This is a genomic window from Acinetobacter sp. ACNIH2 (assembly GCF_002934965.1).
Taxonomy (GTDB): domain Bacteria; phylum Pseudomonadota; class Gammaproteobacteria; order Pseudomonadales; family Moraxellaceae; genus Acinetobacter; species Acinetobacter tandoii.
Genome location: NZ_CP026412.1, coordinates 2,046,477 through 2,062,066 on the forward strand (window position 1 = coordinate 2,046,477; position 15,590 = coordinate 2,062,066).

At 41.3% G+C, this 15,590-nt stretch carries 14 protein-coding genes; 9 read left to right on the top strand and 5 right to left on the bottom strand.

Annotated features, from left to right (window positions below; genetic code table 11):
- The 7 genes from C3F34_RS09600 to C3F34_RS09625 all read left to right on the top strand — a co-directional run bounded on the left by C3F34_RS09600 (nt 1) and on the right by C3F34_RS09625 (nt 7,687).
- A complete protein-coding gene (locus tag C3F34_RS09600) occupies nt 1-1,455 on the top strand; it encodes an NAD(P)(+) transhydrogenase (Re/Si-specific) subunit beta (protein ID WP_044738981.1) in 1,455 nt (484 codons plus the stop codon).
- Nucleotides 1,456-1,878: 423 nt separating this feature from the next.
- A complete protein-coding gene (locus C3F34_RS09605) occupies nt 1,879-2,157 on the top strand; it encodes a DUF3303 domain-containing protein (RefSeq protein WP_044738980.1) in 279 nt (92 codons plus the stop codon).
- Nucleotides 2,158-2,658: 501 nt separating this feature from the next.
- Nucleotides 2,659-4,596: a TonB-dependent siderophore receptor gene (locus C3F34_RS09610; protein WP_104441468.1), complete on the top strand. Its 1,938-nt coding sequence runs from the start codon at nt 2,659-2,661 to the stop codon at nt 4,594-4,596.
- An 18-nt stretch (nt 4,597-4,614) separates the two neighbouring features.
- Nucleotides 4,615-5,277, top strand: coding sequence for an IS1595 family transposase (locus tag C3F34_RS09615; protein ID WP_104440784.1), 663 nt, complete (start codon nt 4,615-4,617; stop codon nt 5,275-5,277).
- Between the two features lie 73 nt (nt 5,278-5,350).
- A complete protein-coding gene (locus tag C3F34_RS20275) occupies nt 5,351-5,497 on the top strand; it encodes a hypothetical protein (RefSeq protein WP_158654346.1) in 147 nt (48 codons plus the stop codon).
- A gap of 228 nt (nt 5,498-5,725) precedes the next feature.
- Nucleotides 5,726-7,066 (top strand): ammonium transporter, encoded by a 1,341-nt coding sequence (locus C3F34_RS09620; protein WP_104441469.1) that lies wholly within the window; start codon nt 5,726-5,728, stop codon nt 7,064-7,066.
- A gap of 12 nt (nt 7,067-7,078) precedes the next feature.
- Nucleotides 7,079-7,687, top strand: coding sequence for a hypothetical protein (locus C3F34_RS09625; protein ID WP_104441470.1), 609 nt, complete (start codon nt 7,079-7,081; stop codon nt 7,685-7,687).
- Between the two features lie 83 nt (nt 7,688-7,770).
- Here the strand turns inward: C3F34_RS09625 and rsfS are convergent, their stop codons facing one another.
- The 5 genes from rsfS to C3F34_RS09650 form a co-directional block, all read right to left on the bottom strand.
- The gene (gene rsfS / locus C3F34_RS09630; RefSeq protein ID WP_016166152.1) at nt 7,771-8,172 is read right to left on the bottom strand and encodes a ribosome silencing factor; all 402 of its coding nucleotides are present in this window, start codon (nt 8,170-8,172) and stop codon (nt 7,771-7,773) included.
- Between the two features lie 75 nt (nt 8,173-8,247).
- The gene (locus C3F34_RS09635) at nt 8,248-9,042 is read right to left on the bottom strand and encodes a hydroxypyruvate isomerase family protein (protein ID WP_044738977.1); all 795 of its coding nucleotides are present in this window, start codon (nt 9,040-9,042) and stop codon (nt 8,248-8,250) included.
- Nucleotides 9,043-9,060: 18 nt separating this feature from the next.
- Nucleotides 9,061-9,930 (bottom strand): NAD(P)-dependent oxidoreductase, encoded by an 870-nt coding sequence (locus tag C3F34_RS09640; RefSeq protein ID WP_104441471.1) that lies wholly within the window; start codon nt 9,928-9,930, stop codon nt 9,061-9,063.
- A 37-nt stretch (nt 9,931-9,967) separates the two neighbouring features.
- Entirely contained in the window at nt 9,968-10,756 is a 789-nt protein-coding gene (locus C3F34_RS09645; protein ID WP_104441472.1) for a crotonase/enoyl-CoA hydratase family protein, read from the bottom strand.
- Between the two features lie 90 nt (nt 10,757-10,846).
- Nucleotides 10,847-13,657, bottom strand: a complete 2,811-nt coding sequence (locus tag C3F34_RS09650; RefSeq protein WP_104441473.1) for an ATP-binding protein — start codon at nt 13,655-13,657, stop codon at nt 10,847-10,849.
- Between the two features lie 153 nt (nt 13,658-13,810).
- On the opposite strand from C3F34_RS09650, the gene cysM reads away from it, so the two are divergent.
- Nucleotides 13,811-14,740, top strand: a complete 930-nt coding sequence (cysM, locus tag C3F34_RS09655; RefSeq protein ID WP_044738974.1) for a cysteine synthase CysM — start codon at nt 13,811-13,813, stop codon at nt 14,738-14,740.
- A gap of 26 nt (nt 14,741-14,766) precedes the next feature.
- A complete protein-coding gene (locus C3F34_RS09660) occupies nt 14,767-15,585 on the top strand; it encodes a 3'-5' exonuclease (RefSeq protein ID WP_104441474.1) in 819 nt (272 codons plus the stop codon).
- Nucleotides 15,586-15,590 lie beyond the last annotated feature (5 nt).

Below are 15,590 nucleotides of genomic sequence, written 5' to 3' on the forward strand. Positions count from 1 at the left end.
ATGGAATTTATTCGAGACTATGCGGATTGGTTCTACCTGATTGGTGCTGTCCTCTTCATTTTAACTTTACGTGGTTTGTCTGGTCCAAAAACAGCAATTCAAGGTAACCGTTATGGCATGATCGCAATGGCGATTGCTGTTGTGACCACCTTCTTCGTGGCCGACCATCCTGTGATTTGGATGATTGGTGGTGCGATGGTACTCGGTGCAGTCGTAGGTATTGCTCGTGCACGTACCGTTCCAATGACACAAATGCCAGAAACAGTGGCATTAATGCACTCATTGGTGGGTCTGGCGGCGGTATTGATTGCGATTGCTGCAATTTTGCATAACAACCAATTAACAGCATTGTTTGCTGAAAATGAATCTGCTTTAACGGCTGCGGGTGTGCAACATGCCCACATGAGCAAAGTTCATTTATTTGAATTGTTCGTGGGTTGTTTTGTGGGTGCGATCACATTTACCGCATCAGTATTTGCATATGGTAAGTTGGCTGCGAAAAAGTGGGCAAAAACCATTTCTGGGGCATGGGTTAAACCTGTACAGGCACTCATTTTCATTGCAATGTTGGCGTGTGGTATCTACTTCTTTACGACGGGTAACATGGCTGCATTCTGGGCGATGACAGCACTTGCACTTGCATTCGGTTGGGTGTGGATTGCACCAGTCGGTGGTGGTGATATGCCAGTTGTGGTTTCGCTATTGAACTCTTTCTCTGGTTGGGCAGCAGCAGGTATTGGTTTTACGCTTGAAAATAATATGTTGATCGTTGCAGGTTCATTGGTTGGTTCTTCTGGTGCGATTCTGTCTTACATCATGTGTAAAGCGATGAACCGTTCAATCATCAACGTATTGTTTGGTGGTGCGATGGGTGGTGCAGCAGTTGCATCAGCAGATAAAGGTGAGCAAGTTCAACGTAACCATCGTTCTGGTTCGGCAGATGACGCAGGCTTCTTGATGTCAAATGCCGACAGCGTGGTGATTGTACCGGGTTATGGTATGGCGCAAGGTCGTGCGCAGAATGCGGTAAAAGAATTGTGTGAAATCTTGAAAGAGCAGGGCGTAAAAGTTCGCTTCGCGATTCACCCAGTTGCAGGTCGTATGCCTGGTCACATGAACGTACTGTTGGCAGAAGCAGATGTGGCGTATGAAGACATCTTGGAAATGGATGAAATCAACTCAGACTTCCCAGCAACTGATGTGGTATTAGTAATCGGTGCGAACGACGTAGTTAACCCAGCAGCGAAAGATGATCCAAGCTCGCCGATTTATGGTATGCCGATTCTTGAAGCTCACAAAGCACGTACGATTATGGTGATCAAACGCTCTATGGCGACAGGTTACGCGGGCTTAGACAATGATTTGTTCTACAATGAAAAAACCATGATGGTCTTCGGTGATGCGAAGAAAGTGGTTGAAGATATGACCAAAGCCATTAATGGTGGCGGACACTAAATGAAAGTCTCGAGTCCCTCTTTTATAAAGAGGGATTTAGGGAGATTAAAACCATCCTTTAGGGTGGTTTTTTTACGCCTGAAATTCAGTCTTCATAGGGTAAGCTTTTTATATTAATTTTTTTGGCAGGAATGAATGAGGGAGTATTGAGTGCATCCTCTACTACTTCTATGGACTAAGTGAAATGTTTAAAGCCTTTTGTTTGTAATATTTGTTTGAATAATTTTAGGTACTGGTGTTCTTTAAAGTTGATTAAAAAACGATCAAAATGTAAAGGTAAGTGATTTAAATGACGAAGAGGTTTGATGGTCTGATGTAACTGCGTAGAGATTTATCGGCAGTATAACGCATGTGAATTTATCTGTTTGTATATTCTCTCATGTGATCAAGTTAGGTGTGCCAATCAAGTGCGAGAGGTGACTTATGTTATTTATAGTGAATTATAGTATTCGCCCTGAAAATCGTAATGCCGCAATGGAGCGATTTTTGAAAACAGGAGGAACAGCACCTGCGGGCATAAAAATGTTGGGTCGATGGCATGCCATTGCACAGCTCTCTGGTGTTGCAATTATTGAGGCAAATGATGCTGAGTTGATCCAGCAATGGGTGTTAGAATGGAATGACCTACTTTGTATGCAGATAGTGCCTGCTTTAGTGGATGAACAAGCAGCACCATTGATGATCGCTGCACTCTCCAAGTAGGGTGTATTGTTATCCTTGATTGATCTGATGAGAACAGTATAGGTTCAAAATTCTCAGTGCGTTTGGATCCGTCTAGGTAGATCTCATTGAGAGTTATCTCGGCATGGGATAGCTCTCAATGCTGGATTCATTGCTCTACGATGTGGGAGTTGTTTTGGTATTTTTAACAGTTTAAACATAATAGATACTCAATTTTTCGAATTGTCCTTTTTTAGGAATAAAAGAATAAGCTGCATTTTAGTTGTGCTACATTTAATTAAAATTATTAATTTTTACTACATTATTTATTTAAATCATTAATTTTAATTCTGTTTTGTGAAAGATGTTAGTTGAGCAGTTTTGATAATTACGATCTGGATTTTACTATTTCAAATAGGGCTTTCATTAATATTTTCATAAAGTTATTGCTGAGTTGTTATTTTTTCTAATTTTTATTGAGAAAGATTATTAATAAGTTTAATATTTTTGAATATTCTTTTACTCTTCTATTTTTAAGATTTTATGAAAAAAAATACTCTCTTGGGGTTTATGCCAAGCAGTTTGGCATTGGCAATTTTATCTGTAATTCAACCCACTTTTGCAGAAGATAATTTACTCCCAACGATTACTTTAACGGCTGAAAATCCAAAAGCTGATGGTGATGTGCCTACCACTACGCAAAGTTTAAAGTCGGAGCAGCCTTTATTTAAAACAGCAAAATCGGTTTCGGTGGTTACCAAAGAACAAATTGAAAAAAAACAAGCCATGAACTTGACCGATGCCATTCAAGGTGTGGCTGGGGTCATTTCAGCTCCATTGGGTCGCCGTGGTGCAGATGATTTTATTATTCGTGGGCAATTGTCATCCGATGCAATTTATGTCGATGGTTTACGTCAGGCACAAGCCTCGGATTCACCGAGCAATATTACAGGTCTAGAGCGGATTGAGGTGGTGAAAGGTCCAGATTCAATGGATTTTGGGCAAACCGCGCCAGGTGGGATTGTGAATTTGGTGACTAAACGTCCTGTACAGGATGATTTTAATCAGTTGGACTTGCGCTACGGCAGTCATAATTTGCGCCAAATTGGGGTAGATACCAACCATACCATTGAAGGTTCGGATAAAGCGGCATGGCGTTTAAATGCTAACTATTCAGATCAAGATGATGCAACGGATCATGTGTATTTTAAAAACTTTTATATCTCGCCTTCGTATAATTTCGACTTGGGCGATCAGACTGATTTGTCGGTGATTGCGAGTTATAACCATAAAGAATATGTTCGCCAACAGGGCTTACCTGTCTATGGCAGTATTTTGCCAAATAGCAACGGGCAGGTGAGCCGGCATTTATTTATTGGTGAGCCAAGTGTCGATCCATATCTTTCTGACAGCATGCGTATTGGTTATAACCTGAAACATATCTTTGATGATGGTTGGACGTTTAAACAGAATTTTGCGGTACAAAATTCTCGTTTAGATGGGCAAGCAGTGTTTATTAGTAAATCTACAGCGAACAGTAGCACCATCACCCGTCAGGGGCGCGATCAGCATTATGATGATATAAATTTCAGTATTGATAATAATATTGCCAAAACAGTCGAACTGGGCAATATGCAGCATCACATTATGTTGGGTTTAGATGGCATGCATGATACCCGTGATATCTGGAACTATAACTGTACGATCACAGCTTTAAATATTTATGCACCTCGTTATACCAATCAGGACTGGTGTGCCACCAAGACCTTACGTAGTGACAGCGTCGAAACGACGTTAAAAACCATGGGGGTATATTTAAAAGATCAAGTGGATATGACGGATCGGTTGAATATCAATCTCGGTTTGCGTCATGATTGGGCATCCATCGATGCTAAAAGTAATTACAATGACAATGAGAGCAGTAAAAGTAGTCAGGCATTTTCGGGCAGTATTGCAGGTTTATATACCTATAATGACTGGGTTTCGCCATATGTGAGCTATTCTACTTCATTTTTACCCGTGACTGATGTAGATGTGAATGGGAATGTATTTGACCCTGAAAAAGCCAAACAATATGAAGTGGGCCTTAAGTTTCAGACTTTAGATCAGCGCTTACAAGCCAGTTTGGCATGGTTTGATTTGACCCGTTTTAATGTGGTGTCGAGCGATGCTAATGGAGATAAATATCAGACGGGTGAAGAGAATACTCAGGGTATTGAGACTGAGCTCGCTGTACGGATCTTACCAAATTGGGTGGTGAATGCTAACTATAGCTATTTACCGACTGCACGTATTGTTGATAACGAAATCAGTAGTTATGAAGGGAAACGCTTAAACAATGTTTCTGAGCAAATGTTTAACCTAAATACGCGATATGAATTTAATCAGGGTGCATTACAAGGTTGGTTTATCGGAGCTGGGGTACGTAGCGAATCGAAAAAGAGCAGTTATAAATACGAAGGCTCTAGACTAGCAGACTAGTTATGTTGGTCTGTAATCATGATTAAAAACAGTAAATTAAGCCACTACAAGATTAAAAAAATCATTCAATGCTTTTGCATTGATATACCCGCTTCTAAAACTGCATTATTACTCAATTTAAATCGTAATACGATCAACTATTGGTACATGCTTTTTAGGGAAGCTATTTATGATCATCAAACAGATTTAAGAACTAAATTTGTAGGTTCTATTGAAGTGGATGAAAGCTATTTTGGCGCTAAACGACAACGTGGTTTTCATGGGAAGTTAAAACGTGGTCGTGGCACTTTAAAACAACCCGTATTTGGAATATTTGAACGGGATGGGCGTGTTTATACTGAAATCGTTCCTGACTGTAAAATGAAGACTTTACAAAAGGTTATCTTAGGTAAGGTGGCACTAGAAAGTGTCATTTATAGTGATGGATGGCGAGGCTATAATGGTCTAGTTGATGTTGGTTATTCAAAGCATTTCAGGGTAAATCACGGAGCAAATGAGTTTGCTAGAGGACAATGTCACATAAATGGAATAGAATCATTTTGGAGTTTCTGTAAACGAAGATTATCCAAGTTCAATGGTATCTCAAAAGATTATTTTGACTACCATCTGAAGGAGTCTGAATGGCGTTGGATGAGAGAACCTAATGAGTTAGCAACTGAGTTGTGGAACATCATTAGATAAAATTAAGTATAAATCTGCTAGTCTAGAGCCATACGATTATACTCTTCCAGGCTATGCTTTATTTGATGCGGAGATGGGCTATGATGCTGGAACGTGGCAAGCCAGTGTGAATGCGAAAAACATCTTTGATAAGGAATATTATGCTGGTGGTCTAAGTAACAATGTTGTGACCGTGGGAGATGAGCGTCAGGTCAATTTTAATGTGCGCTATAAATTTTAATCGTCCACGCTGGTTATCTTAAATAAAAACCACCCTTTGGGGTGGTTTTTTTTATGCCTGTTTCCCGTATCGATTTGAACAGTAACCAGAATAGAGAATAAAGCTGTATATGGCTAAGTAAGATAAAAGCACGGTTATGCAGTTCGGTTGGTTCAGCACTTGATAAAAAATATGTGTTGTATTTGGCACTGATTTTGCATTTTTGTGAACAGACTTCGGGGGATGTTCATGAAAAAAATAATTTATCTACTTTTACTAAGTTTATGGGGTGTTACAACAACAGGCTTTGCTGCTGATGCTGTAGCCACGCCAGCACAAAATATCCAAGAAATTCGACTCTCGCTCGACAGTGTTTGGGTAGTGATGGGCGGGATCTTGGTGTTTTTTATGCAAGCTGGTTTTGCTTTGGTGGAAAGTGGTTCTGTACGTGGCAAAAATACGGTTAATGTCCTGATGAAAAACTACATGGATACATGCTTAGGAGGCTTGATTTTCTGGTTACTTGGCTTTGGCTTAATGTTTGGCATAAATCCTACAGGATGGTTTGGTACCAGTCATTTTGCTCCCAATCATTTGGATGATTGGCATTGGAACTTATTGTTCTTCCAAATGATGTTTGCGGCAACCGCAACCACCATTGCTAGCGGTGCCATGGCAGAACGAATTCACTTTGTTGCCTATGTAGTGAGTGCAGCATTTGTAAGTGGGCTAATTTACCCAGTGTTTGGCAGTTGGGCATGGGGCAGTCTGTTTGAAGGTGAGGGCTGGTTAAAGTCATTGGGTTTTATCGACTTCGCAGGTTCAACCGTGGTGCATTCGATTGGCGGTTGGGTGGCTTTGGCTGGGATTGTCGTTTTAGGTCCACGCTTAGGACGCTTTGGTCGTAATGGACAGTCACATTATTTGGCGGGACATAATGTACCGTTAGTGGCATTGGGCGGTTTTATTTTATGGTTGGCATGGTTTGGCTTTAATGCAGCTTCGACGGTCAATGCGACCGTGAGTATTGGGCGAATTGCCTTGAATACGCACTTGGCCGCATGTGCAGCCGCCGTTGCTTATATGTTCTATGCATTGCTACGTGGAAAAGCGATTCTTATCCGTACCACCATTAATGCATCTTTGGGGGGCTTGGTTGCGATTACAGCAGGTTGCGCAACAATGACGCCATTGTTTGCAATTGTGACGGGTTTGGCTGCGGGTCTGGTGGTGAGTGTTGTGCCAGTTTTGATTGAAAAGTTGAAGTTGGATGATGTGGTAGATGCCGTGACGGTACATGGCTTTTGTGGAGCATGGGGAACTATCGCAGCAGGTTTATTTTATGAAGCCAGCCCATTTAATTCGCAAATTATTTCAATTCAATTTTTAGGTGTCATTGCTGGTTTCGTTTGGGGTTTTGGGCTGGCATTTGTAGTGTTTAAACTACTTGAAAAAGTATTGGGTAGCTTGCGTGTTAGTAAGCAGCATGAGCAGCGTGGCCTAGACTATACCGAACACGCAGAATTATCTTATCCTGAGTTTCAACGCGATGTAACTTTTGAAACTGATGGTATGACTAAACGTCATTAAGGAGTGCTGAGCATGCCAAATGAATTACTCACCATAGGACAAAAAAGAACAGCGATTGAGCGTGGTTTAAGCCAATATTTGAAGGGAATCGCTTTGGAACGCGTTCTGAGCTATTGGGAGCAGGAATATGGAGATAAGCCTTCTTTTGTACTCAATCGCTTTTTAAGCGAAGTGTGTAATACGGACGAACTGCGTTTTTACCGTAAAGATATGTTGCGTCAGGTTTTATTCGAAATTGCCGAAGTCGAAAAACAGGTTTTACTTCAAGTCAAACCTCCGGAAAAACAAGAGGCTTTGGTTTCAGGACAATTGAGTGATGCCTTTGCGCAATTTGTGGGATATGTGGTCAAAGGTGTAGTACAAGTAGATTTGGCAGACTTTGATCAGGATGTGAAACAGCGACTAACTGATCTTGGGTATGCTGTAGTAGAACAAGCTGCAATACATGACGTTGAGTTTATTAGAGACTTGCCGATTATGAGTTATTCGCAGGTGATTACTGCAATTTACGAAGTTTATTGTGAGTTTTATGGACCGACCAAAGCTGACTTTGTTTTGGCACGTGCAAAAGAACAAATTAAACAACAATTTATGGATGTTGATTTACATCAACTAATTTAAGCAGTTGACTTAAATTTAGATAACAAAAAAGCCAGTTAATTCCAAGATTAACTGGCTTTTGTAGACCGAGTTGGTCATTTTTCTTATGCTACAGATTCTGGAGCTGTACGCCATAAACTTTCTAAGTCGTAAAATTTACGCGCAGTTGGCAACATGACATGAACCACGACAAGTCCAAGGTCAATTAAAATCCATTCTGCATCACGCTCGCCTTCGACACCGATAGGACGGAAGCCAGCTTTGCGTGCTTCTTCAGCCACATTGTCCGCGAGTGCTTTCACATGACGAGTTGATGTACCACTTGCAATTACAATCGCATCGGCGACATTGCTAATGCTACTAACATCAAGTTCGATAATATCTTTTGCTTTTACATCTAATAGAGCTTCATGTACAACTTTTAAGCAAGCTTGTACATCTTGAGCTTGAGAATTCATTGCGAGATCGAGAGAATTAGAAGCGCTGGGCGATGGTTCTAAATTCATAAAGGGTCATAATTCCTGACAATAACTCATCATCTAATATAGCGGTTTTATCACCAAATTTCAATTGTCTGTTTTTTAACTTTGTGGATGCTCAGCAAAGTACTTGTTTTTCCACGCAAATGAATGGTTCGAGTGGGCTTGTGGTCGATATTCTGCCGCGATAAAACCTGCATAATCACTGTGACTTAACCAGTCAAAAATTTCTTTAAAGTGAATTTGTGCGGTGTCAGGTTCATGTCGCCCAGGACAATCTGCAAATTGAATATGCCCAATTTCTAAAATATTTTCTTTCAATTCAGCCAGTACATCTTCGCCCATCATTGCCATGTGATAACAATCGTATTGCATTTTGAGTGCGGGATGCTGAACAGCTTCCAAAATTTCCTGAGCTTGCGCAACATTTTGAATGAGGAAGCGTGGCATATCTGTGCCATTAATCATTTCAAACACAGGTTGAATATGATGTTCTGCCAGCATAAAGCAAGCGAGTTTTAAGTTTTTGGCTAAAGTATTTAGGCAGGGTAATAAGTCACAATCGAGCGGTTGTTTACCCGCTAAAATGTTGACACTTGGTACTTTTAACGCAACGGCATATTGAATTGCTAATTCTAAGGCTTGGTGAAATTCTTGTTCTCTGCCTGGAATACCAGCCAAACCATTACCGCCTTGCATAAGGTCTCCAGCAGGCACATTAATGAGGCATAAACTTAAATCGTGCTGGGTCAGTTGATTTTGAATTTCAGCAATACTGAGCTCATAAGGGAATTGAATTTCAATATGCTTAAAGCCATGAGCATAAGCCAGTGCAAAACGTTCGATGAGTGGCACTTCAGTAAAGATCATGGAAAGATTCACTGCGAGTTTAGTCATGAGCTTGCTCCTGCATTATTATTCTGTTTCAACATGTTGAATTACAGTGGCTAAATCTGATTCAGCATAGCCTTTATTCTGGTGTGCCTGCAATTCCGATAATGCTTTTTTTGCAACTGGAATATCTAATTGAAATTTTTTAGCCAACTGCACAGCATTATTTAAATCTTTTGATAAAGTCTGCACCTTCCATTGTACAGGTTCAAACTGATGATTGGCCATTCTTGGTGTTAAAATTTGAAAAGGTTTTGAGTCGGCAAATCCACCTGCCAATGCTGGAGCAAGTAGTGTGGTATCGACACCCGCTTGACGTGCTAAGGCAACTGCTTCTGCTATTAAGGTGCTACTGGCGGCTACAATTAATTGGTTGCAAATTTTGGTGGCTTGTCCTGTTCCTGTTTCTCCCATACGTGTGACGCGTTGTGAAAGTACATTATAAATCAGACTTAAGTTTTGAATGATTTCGGCATCGCCCCCTGCAAAAATGACCAGTGTGCCTTGTTCGGCACCCGCTGTTCCGCCAGAAACAGGTGAGTCAATCCAATGTACGTTATCTTGTTGTGCTAATAACGCCAGTGTTTTGGTTTTATCCACAGATAAGCTAGAGAAATCCACAACCACTTGATTGGCAGTCCAGAAGGGCTGAATTTTTTCAATCACCTGTTGTGCAGCCGAATCATCCGAAAGACAGGTTAAGATGACGGGATAGTCTGCAATGTTTTCTAGTTTTAGCGCAGTTGCACCTAAATCAATGAGCACATCGCAGGCAGCAGCAGTTCTGTTCCATACAGCCACTTCAAATCCAGCTTGAAGCAATCGGGTGGCCATACGGCTCCCCATGAGTCCCATACCTAGAAATGCAATTTTTGTATTACGATCAAAACTCATAGGAATCTCTCTATAGCTTATGTATGTTGCCTAAACTTCATTGAAACTGACGTGGAACAAATTGAATTTCAGGTTGTTTATCTTTTTTACGCGCCAGTTGGCTGTTTTTGCCTAATAAAAGTTTCAGTTGCCAAATTTTTTCTAAACGTAAAGATTTACGTGGTTGATGCTCCATTGCATCCAATACTTGCTTGGCTGCAGCCAAGGCATCTGGGGAGCGTTGCAGCATTTCTTCTGCAAGGGCTTGCGCTTGTTGTAACGGACTTTCAGACAAATGCGTGACTAAACCAATAGTTTTGGCATAGTTGGCATCGAAAATACGAGCAGTGAGGGTCAACTCTTTGGCTAAATCTAAGCCAATTACCCCTTTGAGTGAACGGCTTAAGCCCATGTCAGGCACCAACCCCCAACGGCTTTCCATAATTGACATTTGCGTGTCAGGATGAGCAATACGAATATCCGCAGCCAAAGCCAATTGCATACCCGCCCCAAAGCAAAAACCTTCTAATGCTGCAATGACAGGCACAGGCAGTTCTTGCCAAATGAGAAAGGCTTTCTGAAAGAGGCTTTGTCCAGGTTTGACCAATTCCCATGCGGCATAAGCACGGTTCTTGGGATTATTTAAATCGGCAAGATCAATTCCTGCGCTAAATACATGAGCTTCACCTGTTAAAATAACACAACGAATGCTGCGGTCTTTTTTGAGTTGATTGGCAACTTTGACCAGTTCATTCAGTAAGGCAAAGCTCATGGCATTGCGCTTCTCTGGGCGGTTTAAACTGACTGTCGCGATTCCGTTTTGTTTTTCTACACGTAATAAAGCCATGTTGGATACTCTAATTTTGCTTTGTTTCGGAGCATAACATGCACCTAACGCAGTTGCATGACAGCTCAGTCACATCTTTTTTTCCGAACATTATTGCACGTGTTTATTTAAAATCGACTGTGCTGCTTGTTTCACTTGTTGCATGATGAGTTTTAGATCATCAAAGCGTTGAAGTGTTTCTTGAATAAACTGTTCGTCGGCACGTCGCTTTTCTTTACGTAGTGTCGATATAAATTGTTCAAAGGCCCCTGATGATTCTTGTAAATTAGGTGTGCCCACGTAGCGTGTAGCGCCGTACAAGCGATGTAAAACATGCTCAAGCTGAGGGAAATCTTCTAACTCAATCAGTTGTTGCATTTCATCAAGTTCGGTCTGGAAACTGTCGACTAACATTTTTAAAAGATCGATTGCCAGATCTTCTTTATTGGCTGCCAGTTGTAAGCTTTGTTGCCAGTTTAGAATTTGCGGATCAAGTGCTTCAATGACGATATTTTTTTCCACGATAGCTGCTTTGTCGAAGCTTTTACTGGTCCAATGCGTCAAAATTTGAATGATTTGTTCAATTTGAATCGGCTTGGTTACATAGTCATCCATACCGACTTTTAATAGTTTTTGTTTTTCGTCTGCCAAAGCATGTGCAGTCAGTGCAATTATGGGCAGATGTGTTTCTTCTTCTAAAGTAGACTCCAGTGCACGAATGGCTCGTGTGGTATCAATGCCAGACATAACAGGCATTTGAATGTCCATAAAGACCAAATCAAAGGGTTTTAGTTTTTGTTCCAGACGCGATTGAATAATATCAATGGCTTCCTGACCGCTTTGCGCTTTGGTGGTGGTGACGTTTAGTTCGGCCAGTAAGGCTTCTAGGACAATTAAGTTGGGTAAATGGTCATCGACAGCTAAAATATGCAAGCCTTGACCATCAAAGTTTTCATGTTGTTCAGATTGGAACATGGACTGATTGCTCAGTAATTGAATCAGCGCATTTCGACTTAGAGGTTGATACAGTGGGCGTGCACGATATTCATTCAGCATATTCGGATCGAGTGCCATTTGGTAACCATAAACGGCAAGGCTACCCGTATAGCGACTACGGATTTCTTTAAGCATGGCTTGAGTGTCGCCACTATGATCCACAATCAGCCAAGTATTTTCTTGTTGCGACTGAAGTTGATTCAAGCGACTAAATAAATCCAGAATCGATGCGGTTTCAATATGCTCGACTTGATAGTTTTCGAGATAGTGGCGCAGCACATGTGCAGCGGCAGGATGCGCCAAATAAGACACCACTTTCATATGTTCGAATTGTGGATGAACAATTTCATATTCTTCATCGACAGCAAACATGGCGGTAAACCAGAAGGTTGAACCTTTTTCGGTTGGTGCTCGTTCTTGGTTGTCTTCAAAACCAATTTGACCTTGCATCAAATGCACCAACTGTTTGGAAATGGCAAGTCCTAATCCTGTTCCGCCAAATTGACGTGTGACTGAAGCATCACCTTGTGAGAACGATTCAAATAAACGTTTGCGGTCTGTACCACTTAAGCCAATACCACTGTCTTGGACACTAAAGTGTAGTAAGCATTGCCCGATATCATCATGTTTCATGCGTACTCGAACAATGATTTCGCCATCAGGGGTAAACTTAATGGCATTCGAAATCAGATTGGTCAGAATTTGTTTAAAGCGTAAGGTATCACCAATCACTTGTTTAGGTACGTCATCGCCATAGTAGAACGCCATATCAATATGCTTTTGCGCTGCCAATGGCGATAACATGTCCATGACATCAAAAATAGCTTCTTCAAGATCAAATGGCGCTGTTTCCAGTTCCAGTTTACCTGCATCAATTTTAGAAAAATCTAAAACATCATTAATTAATGCCAACAAATGAGCAGAAGATTTGCGAATCGTCTGTAGGTATAAATTTTGCTCGTTACTTAAATTGCCCTGACGCAACAGCAAATGAATAAAACCATCAATACTGTTTAAAGGCGTTCTTAATTCATGACTGATATTGGCTAAGAAAACCGACTTGGCTTGGTTCGCTGAAATCGCTTGGTCACGCGCTTGACGGTAAGTAATGTTTTGTACTTCTAAGGTGTCGAGGGTACGTCTTAAGTCATCTTCAGTCTGTTCAGTATGTTCTTTTAATTCGAGAAAGCTGAAATGGAGTCGTTTTACCACATTGGCAATATCACGTTGGAGGAGACGAAGTTCGCCTGTGCTGTTAATGATCATGTGTTGATCGAGTGTGTCGGCATTCAGACGTTGTAACTGCATCCGAATTTCATACATGGGTGCAATCCAACGACGTGAATAGAAGTTTAAACACAACAGTAGCAATAATAGGGTTAAAAGCCCTGTTGCGACCAACACAATTAAGACACGATAGCGTGCAATTTGTAAGGGTTGATTGTCCAGTTCAATCAAGAGCCAACCTTTTTGATTGGAAGATTCATTAATTTGCATGCCATAGACATGATTGCCATTTAGTTTAATTGGTCCAAAAAAGTTTTTATCTTTTGGGTATTTGGGCCAAGTTGAATGTGCATCACCACCAATATTGAGTCGCGCAGCACCAGTATGGTCAATAATAGTGGCTTGATTCAGCAGTTTTTCATTGAACATATATTGCATCGCATTTTGTGCTTGGTCATAGTGCCAAGGGTAGCGATTGAGCAAGTCGAGTGCTGATTCTGCGGTGCTTTGGTAACGGGTTAAAATCGCAATCGCCATTTGGCGCTGTTGCGCTTTTGCTGCATTCGATGTTTCAGATAAAACCAATGCCGTGCCTACACAAGCCAAAATCATAATTGGGACAAAAATCATGGCAATTAGCTGCCCATAGGCATGATTTAAGTGTAAGCGTTTAAATAACTTTTTGTTGATATTCGGCATGGCAAATGTAATAAATTCCCTATGCCCAGCATATTAACATGCTTTAATTGAAACTGACTGAGCTTTAATCACTTTCATGAAAAACCCTGCGAAATGAGTGCAGGCCCCCCTATTTTTTCATACAATACCCGCACCTCGATCAAGGTGCACATAATGAGTAACATAATCCCCGATTTCCAAGCTGATGAATTTTTGTTAGACCACTATGTAGGAAAAACACCATTGGTGCGTTTACAGCGTCTGGCAAGTCACACGCAAGCCACGGTTTTAGCAAAATTAGAAGGCAACAACCCTGCGGGTTCAGTCAAAGACCGTCCAGCCTATAACATGATTATGCAGGCAGAAAAGCGTGGGCAAATTCGACCGGGGGATACCTTGATTGAAGCGACCAGTGGCAATACGGGTATTGCGCTTGCTATGGTTGCAGCGATGCGTGGCTATCATATGAAATTGATTATGCCTAATAACATGAGTCAAGAACGTAAAGATGCTATGCGTGCCTATGGTGCAGAGTTGATTGAAGTGACTCAGCAGCAAGGGATGGAAGGTGCGCGCGACTTGGCGTTACAAATGCAAGCTGAAGGTAAGGGCTTGGTGCTGAATCAGTTTGGTAATCCAGACAATGTGGAAGCACATTACCTGACCACGGGTCCAGAAATCTGGCAGCAAACCAGTGGGAAAATTACCCATTTTGTTAGCTCAATGGGTACGACAGGCACCATTATGGGCGTGTCGAAATACCTGAAAGAACAAAATCCTGAGATTCAAATCGTGGGTTTACAGCCTGAAGATGGTTCGAGCATTGCGGGAATTCGTCGTTGGCCACAAGAATATTTACCGACTATTTTTGACCGTAGCCGCGTTGATCGTATTATGGATATTCCGCAAATTGAAGCGGAAAAAACCATGCGTAAACTGGCACAAAAAGAAGGCATCAGTGCGGGTACATCATCAGGTGGTGCGGTGTGGGCATCATTACGTATTGCAGAAGAAAACCCAGATGCAGTGATTGTCTGCATTATTTGTGATCGTGGCGACCGTTATTTATCGACAGGTTTGTTCTCGGTACAAGATCCTGAATAATTTTAAATTGACCATTGAGAGTTGACATGCGCTTACCTGTTCTTGTTTTTGATATTGAAACCATGACGGACTTGAAGTCAGGCGCACATCTTTATGGTCTGAATTTACCCGAAGCGGACTTGGAACAAGCGCTGACCAAGCTGCGTCGTCAAGAAACAGGCATGGATTTTCAGCGTTTACCTTTACATGAAATTGTCTGTATTTCGGGTTTATGGATCGATGAATTAGGTGCAATGAAACTGTTTTCATTTAGTCGAGAACAGTATTCTGAAGCCGAAATTTTAAAGAAGTTTCTCTCTATTTTTGATAAGAAGCATCCAACCTTGGTCAGTTGGAATGGTTCGCAGTTTGATCTTCCTGTGATTTTGTTCCGTGCCATGTATCATGGTTTGTCGGCATCAAGTTTGTTCGATCAGGGTGAGATTGATCATCAGAAGAAGTATAATAACTACCAGAACCGTTATCATCATCGTCATGTCGATTTAATGGATGTTATGGCGATGTTTAATTTGCGCCATTTCCAGAAACTGGATGATGTCGCACATTTATTTGGCTTTCCTGGAAAGCGTGGTGATGGTGGTTATCATGTGCCCGAATATGTTCGGTTACAACAATGGCAGGATTTAACTGGCTATTGTGAGGGCGATGTATTAAATACATGGCTGATTTATTTACGTTGGTTGTTATTGAAAGGTCAATTACAGCTACAAGAGCATCAAGCTTGGATACAGGCGAGTATTCAGTTGTTACAGGCTCATCCACAACATACTGATTTTCTGAAAATTTGGCGAGAAACGTCACAGCAGACAGAATTTACAGCATCCGATTTTCACCATTTAAACTAGGTTTT

What these genes read in the sequence shown, in the direction of transcription:
- C3F34_RS09600 (WP_044738981.1), top strand. Translation starts at nt 1, where the DNA reads ATGGAATTTATTCGAGACTATGCGGATTGGTTCTACCTGATTGGTGCT.
- C3F34_RS09605 (WP_044738980.1), top strand. Translation starts at nt 1,879, where the DNA reads ATGTTATTTATAGTGAATTATAGTATTCGCCCTGAAAATCGTAATGCC.
- C3F34_RS09610 (WP_104441468.1), top strand. Translation starts at nt 2,659, where the DNA reads ATGAAAAAAAATACTCTCTTGGGGTTTATGCCAAGCAGTTTGGCATTG.
- C3F34_RS09615 (WP_104440784.1), top strand. Translation starts at nt 4,615, where the DNA reads ATGATTAAAAACAGTAAATTAAGCCACTACAAGATTAAAAAAATCATT.
- C3F34_RS20275 (WP_158654346.1), top strand. Translation starts at nt 5,351, where the DNA reads ATGGGCTATGATGCTGGAACGTGGCAAGCCAGTGTGAATGCGAAAAAC.
- C3F34_RS09620 (WP_104441469.1), top strand. Translation starts at nt 5,726, where the DNA reads ATGAAAAAAATAATTTATCTACTTTTACTAAGTTTATGGGGTGTTACA.
- C3F34_RS09625 (WP_104441470.1), top strand. Translation starts at nt 7,079, where the DNA reads ATGCCAAATGAATTACTCACCATAGGACAAAAAAGAACAGCGATTGAG.
- rsfS (WP_016166152.1), bottom strand. Translation starts at nt 8,172, where the DNA reads ATGAATTTAGAACCATCGCCCAGCGCTTCTAATTCTCTCGATCTCGCA.
- C3F34_RS09635 (WP_044738977.1), bottom strand. Translation starts at nt 9,042, where the DNA reads ATGACTAAACTCGCAGTGAATCTTTCCATGATCTTTACTGAAGTGCCA.
- C3F34_RS09640 (WP_104441471.1), bottom strand. Translation starts at nt 9,930, where the DNA reads ATGAGTTTTGATCGTAATACAAAAATTGCATTTCTAGGTATGGGACTC.
- C3F34_RS09645 (WP_104441472.1), bottom strand. Translation starts at nt 10,756, where the DNA reads ATGGCTTTATTACGTGTAGAAAAACAAAACGGAATCGCGACAGTCAGT.
- C3F34_RS09650 (WP_104441473.1), bottom strand. Translation starts at nt 13,657, where the DNA reads ATGCCGAATATCAACAAAAAGTTATTTAAACGCTTACACTTAAATCAT.
- cysM (WP_044738974.1), top strand. Translation starts at nt 13,811, where the DNA reads ATGAGTAACATAATCCCCGATTTCCAAGCTGATGAATTTTTGTTAGAC.
- C3F34_RS09660 (WP_104441474.1), top strand. Translation starts at nt 14,767, where the DNA reads ATGCGCTTACCTGTTCTTGTTTTTGATATTGAAACCATGACGGACTTG.